Here is a 17034-nt window from a genome sequence, read left to right on the forward strand (position 1 = left end):
TCCGCCTGTTTGTTCAGATGTGCATGAGGGTCCAGCCACCAGCCAACGATGGCCCATGGACCCTGCAGAAAAGCCATCCAAAAACCCGGTTGTTCGCAGCGGTCATTTTGCAGGCCTTTGAAAGCATTCACACAACATGACAGGACCCTGGATCCTTTATGCTGGTGCAATGCAGGGTGACCTCAGTGGCCCCTCACCTGCTTCCTGAAGAGGTTCTTCCATGGATTCACCAACCAACAAAACCCCACAGGACGGCTGGAGACAGGAACCTGGCGAAGCTTCTCTGTCCGAAGCCAACAGCACCATTCCCATTCCAGAAGGCAAACCACACTGGCGGCGCTTTCTGGCGTTTGTGGGTCCGGGTGCACTGGTTGCCGTGGGCTACATGGACCCAGGAAACTGGGCCACCAACCTGGCTGGGGGTTCCAAGTTCGCCTTTTCGCTGCTCAGTGTGGTGTTGATTTCCAACTTGATGGCCATCTTGCTGCAAGCCATGTCCCTGCGACTGGGCATTGCCACCGGGCGGGACCTGGCGCAGGCTTGCCGGGACCACTACCCCAGGCCGGTGGCCCTGTTTCTTTGGGTGCTGGCCGAAATTGCCATTGCTGCCACCGATCTGGCCGAATTGATCGGAGCTGCAGTGGCCCTGAATTTGCTTTTTGGCCTTCCCCTGCTCTGGGGCCTGATCCTCACGGCTTTTGATGTGCTGCTTTTGCTGATGTTGCAAAACCGGGGGTTCCGCTGGATTGAAGCGTTTGTGATGGTTCTGATTTTCACCATCTTTGTGTGTTTCGGCATCGAACTCGTGCTGGCCAAACCCGAGTGGTCTGCTGTGCTCAGGGGGTACATTCCCACCCACCAGATCCTGACCCAACCCCAAATGCTCTACATTGCCATCGGGATCCTGGGGGCAACGGTGATGCCGCACAACCTCTACCTGCACTCCAGCATCGTGCAAACCCGCAATTACAAACGGGACCTTGCAGGCAAAAAAGAAGCCATCAAGTACGCCACCCTCGATTCAACCATCGCCCTGATGCTGGCATTGCTGGTCAACTCAGCCATGCTGATCCTGGCTGCCACTGTCTTCTTCAAAGCAGGACGCACCGAAATGGCTGACATCACCGAAGCTTACGGACTGCTCACCCCACTGCTGGGCACCACACTGGCCAGCACCCTGTTCGGAGTCGCCCTGCTGGCCTGTGGCCAGAATGCCACCATCACCGGCACACTCAGTGGTCAGATCGTGATGGAAGGTTTTCTCAACTTCCGGGTGGCCCCCTGGATCAGGCGGTTGATCACCCGACTGATCGCCATTGTTCCCGCAGTGGCAGTCACCGCCATCCATGGCAGCAAAGGCACAACGGACCTTCTGGTGCTCTCCCAGGTCATTTTGAGCCTTCAGCTTTCTTTCGCGGTTTTTCCCCTGTTGTTGTTCACCAGCGATCCCAAAAAGATGGGAGGGTTCGTCAACCCTCCCTGGATGAACGTGCTGGGGTGGCTGACTGGCCTGACCATCGCTGGCTTCAACCTCTACTTGCTTCTGGTGACGTTTGGGATCCTCCAACACGGCTGAAATGGAGGGTGTTCCACAAACCCTGGACCGGTAAACGGTGGCCCTGGGGACATCTGCTCAACCCACTCATTTTTCTCCTGCCGTTTGAAGGTGCAGGTTTCCAGGCCACACCACAAGTCCGTGCATCCCCAGCGGCTCCACCTGCCGGTTTGCATGGTGTGGCCTGGGATCAACCTGCACCTGGGGTTCCACCCCTTCACAAGCCTTCTGCTGTTGCACCAAACCACAGGGCGTCCACCGGTGATGTGGCAAGAAAGACGTCCAGAAATGGCCTCACCCACCTCTTTGTCTTCGACCGCACCTTGCAACCACCTGAGAAGCCAGAGGTGTTCTTCTTTCAGGTTCCCCGGGCGGCTTTGAGACAAAAATCCTTGAAGGTGTGGTCGGCCCAAGCGTGAAACCAGAAAAGCAGGGGGAGGTTTCACCTGGGTGCACGCTGCGCGTGCGGCTCAGGGTCTTTGGGTGCCTGGAAGCCCTTTTCATCCTGCGCAAAATGAAAGGATGGGTGAAGTCATTGACAGCCCAGAACAATGGGAGTGGATTCACCTTCGCGGTGCTTTGTGGCCCCCCAGCGGACCGAAAAGGACCTTTTTCTGGTGCCTCATCCCGAACTGACGTGAAATGAAAGGGTCATGCCCACCCTGCCTTTCGGAACATTCGGCAGCCTGACAGGAGTGAATGGATGGCTTCAATCTTTTGGAACATCACTCCTGCCTGTGCGGTGCACCCATGAAACCACCTCTCCTGATGGTCAAAGCCCCCACTGAGGGTCCGGCGAGTTGGAGGGCACCCCTGTCAGTTGCACCCCCACCTGGAAACTGGATTGTGAAAGGAGCCCGGCTCCTGCTCCAGACCTGTTTTCCCAACCCAGCCGGTTGGAGTGGCATTCGTTCAGGAGGACCGCAGGAGGCCCGGCGCAGACCTGACCTCACCCGTTTGAACACCATGTTGGGTCACTGGCAGCACACCTGCACCCCCCGGAGGCTCTTCAGGCGTTCTTTTGCCTGCCCCGGATGGTGGACTGGCGACAGGTGCCAGATGACCTGGCCTTGAATGTGGTCACCGACAATGGCCGTGACCTCCCCCAGGGCACCCGGACCACACGCTTGCCCGGGCACACCACCATGGTGAAGGGCTCAGCGAGAGGTTTTGTGGAACGGATGGCTGGAAAGGCAGGAAGATGGTTTGCCCTGGAGAAACATCGCCGTGGTTTGCAGCAAAGCAAACCACATGGGCCATGCCCAGGCACCGGTTTGAAGGCCCTGCTCGGTGCAGCCCGGTTGAGGCAGGTTGCCTCCAACGCAGCAACGGGGACCCTGCAGGCTGAACGTTCATGCCGGCAAAAAGGCCCCATGATTGAAACCCTGCTGAACAGCCTCATGCCTCTGCACTCCAGAATCACCCGCACCCAGGTGCCTCGTGGTGGTCCTGCAGGGCCGTGGGCTTGAAGGAAGAAAGCACCCAAAAACCCACTGGAGGGCAAGCCTGCCTCCTCAAAAGCCTCGAAGGTCAGGGCTGCCCGCTCAACCAACTGGAAGGACGCCCGGCGGTGATCAATTTCTGGGCCTCCAGGTGTTGGCCCTGCCATTCAGAAGCCCCTGTCTTGCAGCGTTTGTTTGGGTTGACAGGAGACCAGGTGCAATTCCAGGGGGTGTTGTTCAACAACGACCCCGGGTCAAAAGTGGCGATTCACTGCGGCAACAGTCAGGTTCCTGTGACCCTACTGCTCGACCAGAAGGGCACCATCGTGTCCCCCCACCTCGGTGAAATTGACTTCAGAACCATGCAAGGTGTGCTGTCCAGCCTCGGGGTGAAGCTGTAAAATCTGTACCGGAAACCTGATGGATCTGTCTCCCCAGAAACACACCCACCATCACCCGGTTGGGTGTGTTTGTTTCAGCCCACCAGCGGCAAAACCGATCCGTCCACTGAAAGCACCCTGCGACCTGCTGGTACAGGCCAGACCTGAAGTGGAGTGTCCTGCCGAGCCTTTCTGGCTCACACCGTCATGCCCCCCTCTCCAATGGGACTGTCACGTCCCTTCGAGCCGACAAGCCGGATCCCATCTTTGGTCTGGCAGGTCCTGCTGCAAATTCAGGCCGGCTCAGAATCTGGGGTTCCGATGCCACAGGGTTGTTGCCTGGCAACTGTTCCCTGGGGACTCACTTTTCCTTGTGCTGGAGGTCAGCATGTTCATTCCCGGTGATGATGTGGGCAAGTCATGACTGCGCGCTTCAGATCCACCCAGCGAGGCACCAGCAAACCTGGCACCAAGCACCAAAGCGTCAGTTAAAGACTTGACGCAGTTGCAGAACCCCTGTTGGGGGAACGCAAGAGGCCCTTCAAGACCAGCAACACCACCCCGCTGACCACAAACACATCCGCCAGGTTGAAAATCGGAAAATCCTGTTTGTACAGAAACCGCGTGATGCTTGAAAGGGTGTGCGACATCAGGGGATCCACCACTTTTCCTAAACGGAACCCGTCCAGGGCGTTCCCCAGGGCACCCGCAGCAATCAGGCTGAGCGGCACCCAGATGTCCCGGTACTTGCCCCTCAGCAAACTGAAGGTGAGCCACAAACCCACAAGGAGGCGCAACACCGCCAGGATCAGGGTGGCTCCGCCCAGCATGCCCCACGCGGCCCCTTTGTTGTAAATGAGCCCCAGGCTTAAAAAACCCCCAATGAACGCCTGGAATTCCCCCTCCCGGAAGGTCGACACCGCCCACACCTTCAGCCACTGGTCCAGCACCACCCCCATTGCAATGCATCCCGCCGCCCGCCAGAAGAGACGGGGGAGGCTTGTGGAGAGGGCGGGATTTGAGGGATGCTGTGTCATGTCTTCCTCCGTTTTGTTGGGGTTCAGGGTTTGGCTTTTTCTTGCAGTCGTTTCCAGTCAGGTGGAAAGCCCCACTGTGACACCATTTCGCTGGTCACATCCCTGAAGATGGGGGCAGCGAGCATGGACCCAAAGTAATTTTTCTTGGCCCCATGCACCATGATCACCATGGTGACTTTTGGCTGGTTGGCAGGGAAAAAACCTGCGAAGAGGCTGTTGTAGATTTCATTGGAGTACCGTCCATTCACGACCACTTGCGCAGTGCTGCTCTTCCCACCAATGTCATACCCGGGAATTCCTGCAGCGGTTTTGATGCCGTCATCCACCACCCGACGCAGGAGGTCACGCATGGTGCGGGCAGTGGTTTCTGTGAGCACCTGCCGCTCTTCTCGGATGCGGTCCACAGCCACCAGGTAAGGTGCGGTGTATTGTCCGTCATTGGCAAGGGTGTTGTACGCTGCAGCGACCTGCACGGTGTTGGTGGTCATGCCCTGTCCGAAACTCATGTTCACTTTCATGATGTCACTCCAGCGGGAAGGCGGGTAGACCACCCCATCTTCGGTGTACAGGTTCTCGATGGGCGTGGCCTCTCCAAAGCCGTACTGTTTGAGGTAGTCGTAGAGGCTCTGATCGGGGTAATTCTGCACCAGATGACTCATGCCAACGTTGCTGGAGTACCGCAAAATCTCCCGGGTGGTCAGCCGCGGTGGGTGCTGCACTGCGTCCCGGATGCGGTTGTTGCCGATGGCACGCCACATGGGGGTGTCGAAGGTCTGTTCAGGGTGGGTTTTGCCGTCATTGAGGATTCCGGCCACCACGAGGGCTTTGATGACACTTCCCGGTTCATAAGAATCCACAAAGGGACGGTTCCGCCACCGCTCCGTGGGGTAGTTCCTCCAGTTGTTGGGGTCAAAAGTTGGCCAGGAAGCCGCTGCGAGGATCTTGCCGGTGGGGGTGTCGAGGATCACTGCGCTGCCGTACACCCCCTGGTTTTCGGTGGCGTACCGGTTCATTTGAGATTCCAGCACGGTTTGGATGGAAGGGTCAAGGGTGACAATGACATCCCGGCCTGAGGCGAGTTCTTCTTGATAGAACAGTTCCAGTCCAGAGAGGCCCCTGTCGGTTCCCAGCACGCCAAGGAGGGCTCCTGCGAGCGTCTTTTGGGGATAGATGCGTTTTTGCAGGCCGGTGGCTGGATCGTGGACACTCTGGGCGAGAATGGTGCCGTCCTCGGAGAGGATGCGGCCACGCAGCACGTCAGTTGTGTCCATGGGTGCACCGGGAAGCCTCCATTCCAGTTTGGCATAGGCAATCACCAGGACCATGAACATCAGCATGCTGATGAAAAGCAGGATTTTGGATCGGGAGCGGATGCGTTTCAGTTCCACCGGGTTTCGACCTCCAGAGGTTTGGGTTGAGGAATGGTGAGGGTCTCCTGGGAGGGTGCTTCAAAGTCGGTGGGTTCTTTCTTCGCCTTTGAAAAGGGAACCATGCCGTTTTTGACGGCCCATTCCCGGATGCGCACCGGACTGGTCAGGGACTGGAGTTCTATGGACAGGGTGCTTCGCTGGTCGTAAAGTTGCTCTTCCTGGTCCTGCAGCTCCGTGATCCGGGTGGGAAGGTCCCTCTGAATGTACCTCCAGGCCACGAGCACCGTGGCCAGAATGAAATACACCAGCATGTAACGCACCGCCCGATCCTGCCAGCTCACTCCTGATCCTCCTCCGTTCTTTCTGCCACCCGCAGTTTGGCGCTGCGGGATCTGGGATTGTGCTCGAGTTCTTCTTCGGTGGCCTCCACGGGCCGTTTGGTGAGGGGTTTGAAACCGTTGTTGCCTTTGACGAATTGCTTCACGATGCGGTCTTCCAGGCTGTGGAAACTGATCACGGCCAGACGCCCACCGGGTTCGATCAGGGTTTTTGCGGCCTGCAGGCCATCTTTCAGTGCACCCAGTTCGTCATTGACGTGGATGCGCAGGGCCTGAAAACTGCGTCTGGCCGGGTGAATGCCCCGGGCATGCTGTCCGGGGTAGGCCCGTTTGATCAGGGCTGCAAGTTCGGTGGTGGTTTCGATGGGTTTCTTTTGACGCGCTTCCACGATGTAACGGGCAATCCTGCGGCTGTGGCGCTCCTCGGCGTACTCGTACAGGATGGCGGCAATCTCTTCAGGGTCATACCCGTTGATGACCTCATAAGCAGAGAGGCCTTCCTGGCTCATGCGCATGTCCAGCGGGGCATCCTCGTGGTACGAAAAGCCTCTGGACGCATCGTCCAGCTGAAAACTTGAAACGCCGATGTCCAGCAGGATGCCATCCACCTGTGAAATGCCGGTTTCCTGCATGAGTTCCACCATGTCCCGATAGTTGCCTTTCAGAACGGTGAGACCGGGAAGTTCGGGGGTGCGGGAGGTGACAAAAGGGTCCTGATCAATGCCGTACACCTGAGCGCCCTTTTCGAGCAGCAGCCGGGTGTGACCTGCTCCGCCAAGGGTTCCATCAATGAACACCTTGCCAGGCTTCGGGTCGAGCCCTTCCACCACTTCGTTTGCCAGGACGGGAATGTGACTGTAATCCATGATGCTCCTCAGGTGATGAAGTTCTCCAGCAGTTCTGGAGGTGTGGATGAAGTGTACTTCCCAGTCTGCACCTCGGAGAGCACCTGGTTCCAGCGTTGTGGGTTCCAGAGTTCCAGGCGGTTCGGCGCCCCGGCCACCACCACTTCCGTTTCCAGATGGGCAAACTGGCGCAAGGGCTGCGGGATGGACAGCCGGTGCTGGCTGTCTGGGGCGCATGGGGTGGCGGAGCTGTAAAAGAAACGCACAAAGGCCCGTGCGGTGGGGTCCGTGAAGGGGAGTTGGGTCAGGTGACCTTCAAGCTTCTCCCAGGTGTCCTGGGGGAACAGGTACAGGCAACCCTCCAGGCCCCGGGTGGCCATCAGACCATGGTGCAAGAAGTCACGGAAGCTGGGAGGAATCACCAGCCGGCCTTTGGAGTCCATGTTGTAGTGGTGTTCACCGGTGGGCATCGACTGGCCTTTCTTGAATGATCCCTTGAGCATGGTGCTGTCCATGCTCCTGTTGTGTCAGAGCATCAAACTACCACAGTTTCCCACGATTTACCACCTGGCTTGCCTTGAACTCACCGGCACTTCATTGAAACTCCATATGATGTTCACGATGCGTTCACCTTTGATCCCCATGGTGCTGCTGATGGCCTGCTCACCGGCACTCGCACTCAACACGTACACCGTACAAGCAGGCGACACGCTCACCCGAATTGCCAAAAAACTCGGTCTGACCCCAGACGCCCTGCAATCCGCCAACCCCAAACTCAAAAACATCCACAACCTCACCATCGGTCAAAAACTAAACGTCCCCAGCCAAACCCAGCGCCCACCCAACCCCGCTGCCCAGACGGTGCGCACTGGACTGCAAAAAAACACCTGGGTGTGGCCAGTGAGTGGGAAAATCACCAGCAATTACGGCAACCGCTCCCTGGCCGTCGCAGGAAGCACCTTTCACGGCGGCATCGACATCTCTGCCCGCACCGGAACCCCCGTCAAAGCTTCACAGGCGGGCACCGTCACCTACGCCCGCTTTGACTCCAGCGGATTTGGCAACACCATCCTCATCGACCATGGGGCAGGCTGGAAAACCCGCTACTCCCACAACAGTCAACTGCTGGTCAAGGAAGGTCAAGCCGTCATCGCAGGACAGACCATCGCCCTGGTCGGTGCCACCGGCTTCGTGACAGGCAGTCACCTTGACTTCCGCTTGCTCTTCAACAACACCGAAATCAACCCCCTCAAAATCATGATGCCCCAGTGAAAAACCCACCGATGGCACCCAACACCGGACCATGAAAAAACGCTTCCCAAAGGGACTTTGCGGGTGACCTGATGCAGGGAAGCCATCAAAGGCAACGGTGCATGAAAGCAGACGGGTTTTCACACCTGCGATCTCGGTGGCCCATCAAACTTCATCCTTGAAACCCACCTGGCTGGACACGAAGTGTCTTGATCATGCGGCCTCATGCGGCCGATCGAAGTGAAGGACTTCAAAGTCAGCTGGGGTCAGGTGCCCCAGGCTGAAATGAATGCGCTGCCGGTCATGGAACACTTCCACACACTCAAAGACCCCCTTCGGATGGCCCTCCCCATCCAACCTCGTCAAACCCAGGCCACCCTGAACCATCGCATGTTGCGTTGATTCAGGAAGACAGCCATCATTTGCTGCGTCGCCGCCCAGGATGGCATCTTTCCTTTGCCCGCATGCGGCAGGCCTTCTTGGATGTCCCATGAATCCCGCTGGTGATCCTGAAAAACCCAGGGGCAAAGCAAGCCAAATGGTGCAAGAAATCCTCAGCGGGTCAGCTGTTTTTCCTGGTCGCCTGCCCTCCAACCCATGTCAATTCCATGTCTCTGAAAGGCTTCCTGAGGTGTGGACCCGAAATGTCATGGACGCCCTCAACAGGGGATCCATGCTTCCCAAAATCAAGGTGCACAGAAGGGCGATCGGCAGAAGTCAGAGGAGCCTGTCAACACCTTCATTTTCCTTCAAGGTGCCCCACCTGGTGCAAACATGAAAAACAACATGAGATGCATGGTTTGGAAGCACTGGTGCCGCCGGGAGGGCGCTCCTCTCCTTCACCCCTCCCGGTGCAGATCATTCCAGGACATCGGCACCTCACCCCGTTTCACTTCACCGCTCATCCTCAGGGCCTGAAAGAAAATCAGCACCTCCAGCACGGTGGTGGCCACCCCATAAAAGTCCCAGGCTTCCTTTTCACCCACAGAAGGACCGACAAAAGGCACCCCCCAGATGCGGGTGAAGACGTACAGCAGGGCAATCGCCAGGTTCCCCCACGCTCCTGCACGGTAAAAGCTGCTTTCCCACGAAACCACCCCAGCACGCGGGTACGGGTCGTTTAAGGCTTCTTTGGACTCCCAGAATTTCACCAGGGCCAGTCCACCCCAGAAGAGTTGCAAGACCGTGGAGACCAGGAAAAACACCCCGTAACCCACCCACGCCTCGAAGTGCGCCCCGGTCACCCCGCCGTGCAGGCCCGCAGCAGCGAGGCTCATCACCCCCACCTGGGGAATCGACGGGTGCAAAAAAGAAAATTTGCGGTCCCGGTCCACCTCTGGTGGACGGAACTCCGAAGCGGGGATCTGGGTGGGTTCTTCTTCCATGGGGCCACAGTACGGCAGCCTCCCCAAAAAGACAAGGGGGTTCATCTTCAGACCAGCGGGACATTCCTCCCCAAACCGCATGTTGTACAGTGACTTTTGATGCTCCTGCTTGTTCTGCTCCTCTCCTCCCAGGCCTTTGGGCACGGAGGCCGCACCATTGACGGTGAGCAAGGGCTTTTCCCCCAGGTGATGCTGGGCCTGGGCCTCCTGCTGACCGGCTGGGGCATGGTCCACTTCAGCTCCCGGACGTTTCACCTGCCTGCCCGGGACATCCGAACGAAGGGAAAACTTCCCCTGGGGCTGGCATCTGTTTCCACCGTGCTTTTCGCCCTCCTCTGCTGGGTGTCGGTGAAACCTGCGGGCCTGACCCTTCCTGTCCTCATCGAAACCCGTGAAGGGTGGGAGGTGCACCACCCGGGTGGCCTGCACTCCGAAACCACCCTGCTGCTGGAAGCGGGGAAGCCTGTGAAGTTGCAACTTGAAACGGAAAACGGCACCCGATTTCAGGTGCCTGCCCTGGGGGTGGATGTGGAGGTGAAAGCCGGAGAGAAAAGGGTGGTGAACATCGACCCCCCACAGGCCGGAACACATGAGACGAACGTGGAAGGCCTGTTCGTACAGGTCCTGCCAGAAGCAGAGTATGAAGCACTCATCCAGGGGGAGCCATGAGCCGCTCCCTGTGGATTGGACTCTCGATCCTCGCAGTTGGCTTTCTGGGCAACCTGGGCTTCTGGGGGTACCAGTACCACCAAAACACCCGCCTGGATTACTGCCTGGAGAAACCCGGTGAGGTCTTCGGTGGGGACCTCGGTGTTGTCCCAAAGGGGTACCGGCAGTTCTGTCAGGAGAACACGGTGGTGCGGCAGGAAGTCAGGGATGGCCAGATGCAAATCGAGTGGTTCCAGGTCGCGGGACGTGACCTCACTGGTCTCTGGGACACCCTGCTGGAACGGGGAGCAAGGATGAAAACCCGGGATCCCCTGCAGGAGAACGTCTTTTTGTCCCTGCTGACCTGGAAAGGGCAGGTGCTCGAGTACCAGGCGGTGTTTGATGGGGAAACCACCACCATCACCCTGAGTGGCTCTGGCGACGGGCACTGAAGGGGTCATTGTGCCCTGAACCTGGCTTTTTCCTGTCCCTTTCATCAGGTCCTGAGGTTCTTCATTTGATGTGGGTGCCGGAGAGGCGGCTGGTGGCGTTTTCAATTTTATTGACGCCGCTCGCGCAGTCCACGTCATAGCTGAGGGTGTTTTTGCTCTGGGCCGTCATGACCCCATGATATATGAATGAGTGTTCATATATCAAGCGATGCGAAGGACGTTTCTCCTCAAGCACAGGAATGGGTTCCCTTTGAAAAGAGGTCCTTCCCAAAAAGTGGAAGCAACCCGCTGCGGGCTGCTCCAGAACCACCAACACAACCCGGCGCCCGTATTTCCGTCCCAGGGACGCCCCCACAACCTGCCTTCAAAACCCTGCGCAGGAAAAGCCCGGAATGGCTTTTACCAGACAACAGCCTGACGACCAGGGCACCCATCGGTCAAAAACCGGGAACGGCGGGAGACCCTGCCAGATCCGGTGAGACCAAAAACCTGTCCTGGCACCCCCATGCAGGGTGACCACACGGGTAAGTGCCTCGCCCTTGTGCGAACGGCATTTTGCCTCCCAGGCATCGCTGCCCATGCCCCGCATTTCTAACCGACGAGGTCAAGGTGAGACCCCTCTGGTGATGAAGACAGCCACCCGTGGTTGGTCGGGTTAATTTTTCAAGGCCCGCAGGATCAACTGGACCAGTCGGTCAAGGGAGGCTTCTGGCATCCGCGTGGCTGCAGTGAGGCTGTGCAGGCAGAAGAGGGCCAGTTCCCCAGCAGGGGTGTCTTCCCTGACCTGGTGTTGCTGCTGGGCCACTTCGATGAGGTGGGTCAGGGTGTGCAGGAGGTGTTGTTGGGCCTCCAGGGCGTGGGGTTGCTGGTGCAGCAGGTGCGAGAGTTCCGTCTGGGGGTGATGGTGGGCCTGCTCGGCGAAGAGGGTGAGGATCTGCTTGAGGTGCTCCAGGGGGGTGCCGGGGGTGCTCAAAGTCTGCTGGAGGTGCTGGAGGTGCTGCTCGAGGTGCTGCTGGTGCCAGCGGGAAAGGATGGCGGCAAGGTCCTTGAAGTGCTTGTAGAGGGTGGCGCGACCAATGCCGGTTTCCCGGGCGATGTCTTGCATGGTCACCCCATTCAGGCCTTTTTCGTGGATCAGGCGGGCGGTGGTGTCCAGGATGGCCTGGTGGAGGTGCTGTCGGTGGCTTTCCAGGGTGTCGTCCCACAGTCTGGGCATGAAGCAAGTATACGGCATGTTGTTCATGGAGACACAGTGTGTTGACAGAGACAGACTGTCTCTATAAAGTGAAATGGACCGGACCTGCTTTTTCCGGGAAAGGACCCCCCATGCCTGACCAACCTGCCCCCCCCGGTCCACCCCGCTGGGTGAAAATCCTGGCCACCCTCACCCTCACCGTGCTCTTGCTGGTTCTGGCTGTGAAACTCCTCAGCGGAGGACAGCATGGCCCCATGCGGCACTTCAGCCCACCCGCCACAGAAGATCACCCATGAAGCTGACCGGCACAGCACGCAAACTGCTGCTCACCCTTCACATCAGCACCTCCGTCTCCTGGCTGGGGGTTGCCGCAGGTTTTTTTGCCCTCACCGTGGCCGGACAGCAAGACCCTGCTTTGAACGTGTACCCTGCCCTGAACACCCTCTCCCGCACGGTGCTCTTCCCCCTCTCGGTGCTGACCCTCACCACCGGCATCCTGCAGGCCCTCCTCACCCCCTGGGGCCTGTGGAAGCACTACTGGGTGGTCTTCAAACTCTTTTTCACCCTCATTGCTGCCCTGGTGATGTGGAACGAAATGACGACCATCGCCATGCTTTCTGGCATGGCCACCACAGGCACGCAGGCACAGGGGTTGCACCAACAGGGCCTGGCTGGCCTCTCCGTCCACTCCGGAGTGGGTGCCCTGCTCCTGCTGGGCATCAACCTGCTCTCGGTCCTCAAACCCAGGGGAGAAACCGGCTGGGGCAGAAGGCGCAAACCAAACCCTCAGTAAAAGTCCCCACCGTCACCCACGGCTGAACCCTCAAGCACCTCCTGGCACGTGGAAACCGACCCGATCCCACTGACCCTTCAGTTGCCCCGCAGGCCGGAAAACAGCAAGACCATTTGAACGGTTTGAGTGCGGTCCCCTGTTGTTGCTTCCCCAATACGAGAGCACGGGTTGCCGGGCATCCCCAGGTGGTCTTTGGGGTGAGGGTCCTCTGTGCCGGAATGTAGGGCCTGGTCTTCCCTGCCACAAGACCTTTGAGCAAGCGAAACACCAGACCCTGTCAGCATGTCCTGTGGAGGGTCCACCAGCGGTACGGGTGAAGGAAAACCCCTTCGTCAGGTGTGAAGAAGGTCCAGGCATGTTTCAACGTCTCTCCGTGTTGCCTGATGGGTGGGAAGGTCTTTCATGTCCCGGGTTGACCGGTCAACTTCGGACGTCAAAGCCAGGGGTTGCACCTGCCCTGGCTTTTTTCCTGACACCAAGGCAGGAAAACCGCAGATTGAATTGTCAATTTCTCAAGGCAAAATCCGGCAAAATGCCTTGAGAAATTGACCGATGGGTGACCAGCTTTCCACACCTCTTGATCCCGCAGCCTGCCCGGATCCGCATTTACCCCTTGGAGACCGTGGTGGCCGAGAAGTTCGCTGCCCTGCTGGAACTCGGGCGGGCCACCACCCGCATGAAAGACCTCTATGACCTGCACACCATCCTCAGCCGTGAAACTTTCGAGCTGTCCTTGCTCCAGCAGGTCACCCTCCGGGCCTTTATGAACCGGAACACCCCCAGGAAAGCCCAGGAAGAGGTGTTCAGTCCTGAATTCTGGGATGACCCTGCTTTGCAGGGCCGCTGGCGATTGTTCTTGCGCCGCACAGGGCTCGACGCCCCACAGAACCTCAGAACCCTGATGGAGACCCTTGCTGGATTCCTGCAACCCACCCTTGGCCCTTCAGCAGCAAAAACCTGGGTTCCCGAAAGAGGCAACTGGCAAAATCCATCCCCATGAGCCCATGCATCAGAGGGCCAGGCACCGGGAAAGGGGGAAAAAAGACCAGTTGGACGAAAAAACACGGCCAGACTCAAAATGTCATGTCTCGTAAAGCGGATTTTTTGTTTAAACTCCTGTTCTGACATGGCCATCCCCTTCAGATCAATACAAACATCCATCCAGACAGAACTTGACCTGAAGCAAACCGCTTTGACCGGGACTGTGCTGGGTGAACTCCCCTGCAGGCAGATGCCCAAGGCACCGGAAATCAACAGCCCTTTCGCAACAGAGACCCCTGGCATTTTGATCACGGCGAAACATTGAAGGGACTGCGTTGAAATGTTAACAGTGAAATCTCACTGGCCAAATTCAGAAGTAAGGGATTTCCCTGAAAAGCGACTGATTTTGGTCATTGCATACATTCGTTCAACATAGTGGAATAAAGGATACAGTTGTCGAAATTCGTGGTGAGAGGACATCAATGCCTGGTCAAGTTGAAGAAATACTGATGATCGTCAAAACATACCCAACCCCGAGCAAAAAACTTGGAGAAGTGGTGTGCACCGCTGGGATTCGATTGAGAGACATGGCCTGGGTGAGGTTGTACCCCTATCCTTTTCGGCAGGCAGATCGGGATTTTCAATTTCAGACCTGGCAGCGCATCCAGGCTCACATTGAAAAAAGCGACAGCCGAGACCGTCGACCTGAAAGCCACAAGCTGGTGGATGTGTCCACCATCCGCCACCTTGGAGCACCGATCGGGACGGACAATGGGACCTGGAAAACCCGGATGCCCTACATTTACAAAACGGAAGTTCCCAGCGTTCAGGTGCTGTTGGACGGGATTCCTGAGAAGGGAGAGGATGCATGGGGACCCACCATTCGACCTGTGCGAATTCAGCCTGGTGCGAAATTGACCGCTGAGCCGAAGAAGGATGAAGACTGGACTGAAGAAGAAAGAGCATCCCTGGCCAAAGCCAAGTATGCTGCCGAGAACAGCCTTTTTACCACCTATGCACCGGACACGTTCAGGACACTCCAGAAGATCCCCTACCAGTTTCGCCTGACGTTCAAAGACATGACCGGTGAGGAGTACAGTTACATCATTCTCGACTGGGGACTGGCTGTGCTGTACCTTCGCTATGCCGCAGACCCCTTGGACGCCATTGAAAAAGTCAGGCACAAGATGGAAGTCCAGATCTGTGGGCCTGACAAGGAAACCTATTTGATTTTGGGGAACATGAACCACGGGTTCAAGCAAAGGCAACTGGCAATTGTGGGGTTGGTGCATCCGAAGCTTTCACGGGAAAAGCTGCGCTTACCTGAAGGTGGCTTGTTTTAGGCACGACCTTACGCTTCTCCAATTCTTTGGAGATCAAGGAACGGTGACACGTCAGGGGGTCTGCCTCAAAGCACATGAGGCAAACTTCAGTGTTTTGCACCTGATGGGCCAGGCGGGTGAGGGCCTCATGTTGGGTGGTCAGGTGAGCCTCGTAATGGTGGACATAGTCCTGCCAGTCACCTGTGGCCTTGAGGTTGTTGCGGACTTCCCTGGGTGCACCCAACTCCCGGAGGTGAATGTAGGTGATTCCTGCAGCTTCGACGGCTTCCTTGAGGCGGGATTTTGAGAAGCCTTTTTTGCGGCTGAGTGGCACGGCCCTCACATCAACAAGAACTGTCACTCCGCTGTTTCTCAGGGTGGTTAGAAAATTGTCGATGTTGGTCCCTTCGTAACCGATGGTGTACAGCATGTGCTGATTTTAACAGGTGGGCGGATAAGAAAATCCAACGAGATCTGGAATCTGTAAACCATGTCTGAATGAACAAAAGCATGGGTCTGGGAAACAGGACCTGAGGTTCGATTTCTCTGACATTGCTGTATGAGCAGCAGAGTTGCCCTGGCGGTCGCGGGATTTCAATGCGCCGTGCGTGTTCACCAAATTGCCCATGGGTCCCCCTGAAAAAAGCCCAGATCTGTGAAAGTCTGGGCTTCCGGGAAGCCAAAAGGGTTCAGGTTCGCGCCTGAGCAAGACGTTTCTGTCCGCCCACCATCAGGGTCACTAACGCACCCACTCCGGCAAGCACTGCTGCAGAGATGAATGCCGCCTGGAATCCGGAGAGCAGACCCTCTGGTCCAGTTGTGGTGTTCGCCTGGGCAATCAGTCCGATCAGCGCGAGACCCACCGCACTCCCCACCTGGTAGGTGGTGTTCACCACACCGCTCGCCAGTCCCCCCTCTTCGGGTTTCGCTCCAGACACGCTGAGGATGGTGGCGGGAATGTACGCCAGGGACATTCCGAGGGCAGCAATCAATGTGGCGGGAAGCACATCAATGAGGAAGTTGCCGTCCACAGGAGCACGAGCGAGCAAGAGCAGTGCTCCAGCCAGCAGAACGAGGCCCACGGTGAGGTTCATTTTCACCCCGAAGCGACCGATCAGGTTCCCGGTCACCCCGACCATCAGGGCCATGATCGCCAGGGTCATCGGCAAGAGGGCCAGGCCACTGTTGAGGGCACTGAGGCCCAGCACCTGCTGCAGGTAGAGGTTCAGGAAGAACCACAGGGGAATCCAGCTTCCAGCAAGCAGCACATTGATGGTGTTGCCGATGGCGAGGTTCGGGCGGGAGAACAGGGTCAGGGGCATCAGGGGGTCACGACGGGACGCTTGCAGCAGGATGAAAATCAGCAGCAGCACCACCCCGAGAACGAGTGCACCGAGGGTCAGGCCCGTGAGGCCACGCTCGGCCTGCACGATGCCGTACACCAGGCTGGACAGACCCAGCGTCACAGTGAGGGCTCCGGGCACATCCACCGATCCCCTGGAACGCTGGCCTGCAGGGAGAATCGAGCGGCTGAACAAGAGCACCAGAAGGCCAACGGGCACGTTCACCAGGAACACCCATTCCCAGCTGAGGTACTGGGTGAACACCCCTCCAAGGAACACCCCGGCGCTCCCTCCAGCAGCAGCGGACGCCCCCCAGAAACCCATGGCTTTGCCGAGTTCCTGCGGACGGGCACCGAAGAGTTGCATCAAGAGGGTCATGGCCGCAGGGGCAATCAACGCCGCCCCTGCACCTTGCAGGGCCCGGGCGGTGTTGAGGATGCCTTCACTGGAGGCCACGCCGGCCAGCAGTGACGCCAGGGTGAGGATGAGGAAGCCCAGCAGGAAGATCCTTCGGGGACCGAACAGGTCCGCGAGTCGGCCCCCCAGGAGGAGCAGGCCCCCGAAGACAATCACGTAACTGTTGAAGATCCAGGAGAGGTTGTGTTGCTGAATGGAGAGTTCCTGCTGGATGGCAGGGAGGGCCACCCCGAGTGAATCGAGGTGTCCATGATGACAAAAAACTGGGCCAGGCACAGGA

At 57.9% G+C, this 17034-nt stretch carries 19 protein-coding genes; 10 read left to right on the plus strand and 9 right to left on the minus strand.

What is annotated here, in order from left to right:
- The first annotated feature begins 220 nt into the window (after positions 1-220).
- The 3 genes from DC3_RS25330 (at position 221) to DC3_RS25340 (ending at position 3398) form a co-directional block, all read left to right on the plus strand.
- The gene (locus DC3_RS25330; RefSeq protein ID WP_146890247.1) at positions 221-1576 is read left to right on the plus strand and encodes an Nramp family divalent metal transporter; all 1356 of its coding nucleotides are present in this window, start codon (positions 221-223) and stop codon (positions 1574-1576) included.
- Positions 1577-2589: 1013 nt separating this feature from the next.
- A complete protein-coding gene (locus tag DC3_RS25335) occupies positions 2590-3024 on the plus strand; it encodes a hypothetical protein (RefSeq protein WP_146890250.1) in 435 nt (144 codons plus the stop codon).
- Positions 3015-3398 carry a TlpA family protein disulfide reductase gene (locus tag DC3_RS25340; RefSeq protein ID WP_146890253.1) on the plus strand — a complete coding sequence of 128 codons (384 nt, stop codon included), beginning with the start codon at positions 3015-3017 and terminating at the stop codon, positions 3396-3398. The genes DC3_RS25335 and DC3_RS25340 overlap by 10 nt, the downstream gene beginning before the upstream one ends.
- A gap of 467 nt (positions 3399-3865) precedes the next feature.
- On the opposite strand, the gene lspA is transcribed toward DC3_RS25340, so the two are convergent.
- Genes lspA through mraZ form a run of 5 tightly spaced genes read right to left on the minus strand, consistent with a single transcriptional unit; the run spans position 3866 to position 7482 of the window.
- The gene (gene lspA, locus DC3_RS25345; protein ID WP_146890256.1) at positions 3866-4414 is read right to left on the minus strand and encodes a signal peptidase II; all 549 of its coding nucleotides are present in this window, start codon (positions 4412-4414) and stop codon (positions 3866-3868) included.
- A 23-nt stretch (positions 4415-4437) separates the two neighbouring features.
- Positions 4438-5802 carry a peptidoglycan D,D-transpeptidase FtsI family protein gene (locus DC3_RS25350; RefSeq protein WP_146890259.1) on the minus strand — a complete coding sequence of 455 codons (1365 nt, stop codon included), beginning with the start codon at positions 5800-5802 and terminating at the stop codon, positions 4438-4440.
- Positions 5793-6125 carry a hypothetical protein gene (locus tag DC3_RS25355; protein WP_146890262.1) on the minus strand — a complete coding sequence of 111 codons (333 nt, stop codon included), beginning with the start codon at positions 6123-6125 and terminating at the stop codon, positions 5793-5795. The genes DC3_RS25350 and DC3_RS25355 overlap by 10 nt, the downstream gene beginning before the upstream one ends.
- A complete protein-coding gene (gene rsmH, locus DC3_RS25360) occupies positions 6122-6988 on the minus strand; it encodes a 16S rRNA (cytosine(1402)-N(4))-methyltransferase RsmH (RefSeq protein WP_146890265.1) in 867 nt (288 codons plus the stop codon). The genes DC3_RS25355 and rsmH overlap by 4 nt, the downstream gene beginning before the upstream one ends.
- An 8-nt stretch (positions 6989-6996) precedes the next feature.
- Positions 6997-7482, minus strand: coding sequence for a division/cell wall cluster transcriptional repressor MraZ (gene mraZ / locus DC3_RS25365; protein ID WP_246130812.1), 486 nt, complete (start codon positions 7480-7482; stop codon positions 6997-6999).
- Between the two features lie 106 nt (positions 7483-7588).
- Here mraZ and DC3_RS25370 point away from each other — a divergent pair, with 106 nt between their 5' ends.
- On the plus strand, positions 7589-8239 hold the full coding sequence (locus DC3_RS25370) for a LysM peptidoglycan-binding domain-containing M23 family metallopeptidase (protein WP_186816262.1): 651 nt from the start codon (positions 7589-7591) through the stop codon (positions 8237-8239).
- 818 nt (positions 8240-9057) lie between these two features.
- Here DC3_RS25370 and DC3_RS25375 read toward each other — a convergent pair.
- Positions 9058-9603 carry a hypothetical protein gene (locus tag DC3_RS25375; RefSeq protein WP_146890271.1) on the minus strand — a complete coding sequence of 182 codons (546 nt, stop codon included), beginning with the start codon at positions 9601-9603 and terminating at the stop codon, positions 9058-9060.
- Between the two features lie 99 nt (positions 9604-9702).
- Between DC3_RS25375 and DC3_RS25380 the strand changes: the two genes are divergently transcribed.
- Both DC3_RS25380 and DC3_RS25385 read left to right on the plus strand, forming a co-directional pair.
- Complete coding sequence (locus DC3_RS25380) at positions 9703-10272, plus strand: hypothetical protein (protein WP_146890274.1); 570 nt, start codon at positions 9703-9705, stop codon at positions 10270-10272.
- Complete coding sequence (locus DC3_RS25385) at positions 10269-10703, plus strand: hypothetical protein (RefSeq protein WP_146890276.1); 435 nt, start codon at positions 10269-10271, stop codon at positions 10701-10703. The genes DC3_RS25380 and DC3_RS25385 overlap by 4 nt, the downstream gene beginning before the upstream one ends.
- 655 nt (positions 10704-11358) lie before the next feature.
- Here the strand turns inward: DC3_RS25385 and DC3_RS25390 are convergent.
- Positions 11359-11919 (minus strand): TetR/AcrR family transcriptional regulator, encoded by a 561-nt coding sequence (locus DC3_RS25390; protein ID WP_186816263.1) that lies wholly within the window; start codon positions 11917-11919, stop codon positions 11359-11361.
- Between the two features lie 110 nt (positions 11920-12029).
- Here DC3_RS25390 and DC3_RS29380 point away from each other — a divergent pair, with 110 nt between their 5' ends.
- The 4 genes from DC3_RS29380 to DC3_RS25405 all read left to right on the plus strand — a co-directional run bounded on the left by DC3_RS29380 (position 12030) and on the right by DC3_RS25405 (position 15015).
- Positions 12030-12194 (plus strand): hypothetical protein, encoded by a 165-nt coding sequence (locus DC3_RS29380; RefSeq protein ID WP_186816264.1) that lies wholly within the window; start codon positions 12030-12032, stop codon positions 12192-12194.
- Complete coding sequence (locus DC3_RS25395) at positions 12191-12691, plus strand: hypothetical protein (RefSeq protein ID WP_146890282.1); 501 nt, start codon at positions 12191-12193, stop codon at positions 12689-12691. The genes DC3_RS29380 and DC3_RS25395 overlap by 4 nt, the downstream gene beginning before the upstream one ends.
- A 556-nt stretch (positions 12692-13247) precedes the next feature.
- Complete coding sequence (locus tag DC3_RS25400; protein ID WP_186816265.1) at positions 13248-13691, plus strand: nucleotidyl transferase AbiEii/AbiGii toxin family protein; 444 nt, start codon at positions 13248-13250, stop codon at positions 13689-13691.
- 490 nt (positions 13692-14181) lie between these two features.
- Positions 14182-15015 (plus strand): DUF8758 domain-containing protein, encoded by an 834-nt coding sequence (locus DC3_RS25405; RefSeq protein ID WP_146890288.1) that lies wholly within the window; start codon positions 14182-14184, stop codon positions 15013-15015.
- On the opposite strand, the gene DC3_RS25410 is transcribed toward DC3_RS25405, so the two are convergent.
- Together DC3_RS25410 and DC3_RS25415 are read right to left on the minus strand one after the other, a co-directional pair.
- A complete protein-coding gene (locus DC3_RS25410) occupies positions 14927-15424 on the minus strand; it encodes a DUF488 domain-containing protein (RefSeq protein ID WP_146890291.1) in 498 nt (165 codons plus the stop codon). The two genes, DC3_RS25405 and DC3_RS25410, sit on opposite strands and share 89 nt — an antisense overlap.
- 259 nt (positions 15425-15683) lie before the next feature.
- A complete protein-coding gene (locus DC3_RS25415; RefSeq protein ID WP_222594832.1) occupies positions 15684-16982 on the minus strand; it encodes an MFS transporter in 1299 nt (432 codons plus the stop codon).
- Between the last annotated feature and the right edge of the window lie 52 nt (positions 16983-17034).

The sequence above is a fragment of the Deinococcus cellulosilyticus NBRC 106333 = KACC 11606 genome (assembly GCF_007990775.1).
GTDB classification, from domain to species: Bacteria; Deinococcota; Deinococci; order Deinococcales; family Deinococcaceae; genus Deinococcus_C; species Deinococcus_C cellulosilyticus.

Coding starts and splice junctions, on each gene's coding strand:
- rsmH (WP_146890265.1), bottom strand. CDS start 6,988: ATGGATTACAGTCACATTCCCGTCCTGGCAAACGAAGTGGTGGAAGGG.
- DC3_RS25380 (WP_146890274.1), top strand. CDS start 9,703: ATGCTCCTGCTTGTTCTGCTCCTCTCCTCCCAGGCCTTTGGGCACGGA.
- DC3_RS25385 (WP_146890276.1), top strand. CDS start 10,269: ATGAGCCGCTCCCTGTGGATTGGACTCTCGATCCTCGCAGTTGGCTTT.
- DC3_RS25390 (WP_186816263.1), bottom strand. CDS start 11,919: ATGCCCAGACTGTGGGACGACACCCTGGAAAGCCACCGACAGCACCTC.
- DC3_RS25370 (WP_186816262.1), top strand. CDS start 7,589: ATGCGTTCACCTTTGATCCCCATGGTGCTGCTGATGGCCTGCTCACCG.
- DC3_RS25395 (WP_146890282.1), top strand. CDS start 12,191: ATGAAGCTGACCGGCACAGCACGCAAACTGCTGCTCACCCTTCACATC.
- DC3_RS25375 (WP_146890271.1), bottom strand. CDS start 9,603: ATGGAAGAAGAACCCACCCAGATCCCCGCTTCGGAGTTCCGTCCACCA.
- mraZ (WP_246130812.1), bottom strand. CDS start 7,482: ATGGACAGCACCATGCTCAAGGGATCATTCAAGAAAGGCCAGTCGATG.
- DC3_RS25330 (WP_146890247.1), top strand. CDS start 221: ATGGATTCACCAACCAACAAAACCCCACAGGACGGCTGGAGACAGGAA.
- DC3_RS25410 (WP_146890291.1), bottom strand. CDS start 15,424: ATGCTGTACACCATCGGTTACGAAGGGACCAACATCGACAATTTTCTA.
- DC3_RS25405 (WP_146890288.1), top strand. CDS start 14,182: ATGATCGTCAAAACATACCCAACCCCGAGCAAAAAACTTGGAGAAGTG.
- DC3_RS29380 (WP_186816264.1), top strand. CDS start 12,030: ATGCCTGACCAACCTGCCCCCCCCGGTCCACCCCGCTGGGTGAAAATC.
- DC3_RS25335 (WP_146890250.1), top strand. CDS start 2,590: ATGGTGGACTGGCGACAGGTGCCAGATGACCTGGCCTTGAATGTGGTC.
- lspA (WP_146890256.1), bottom strand. CDS start 4,414: ATGACACAGCATCCCTCAAATCCCGCCCTCTCCACAAGCCTCCCCCGT.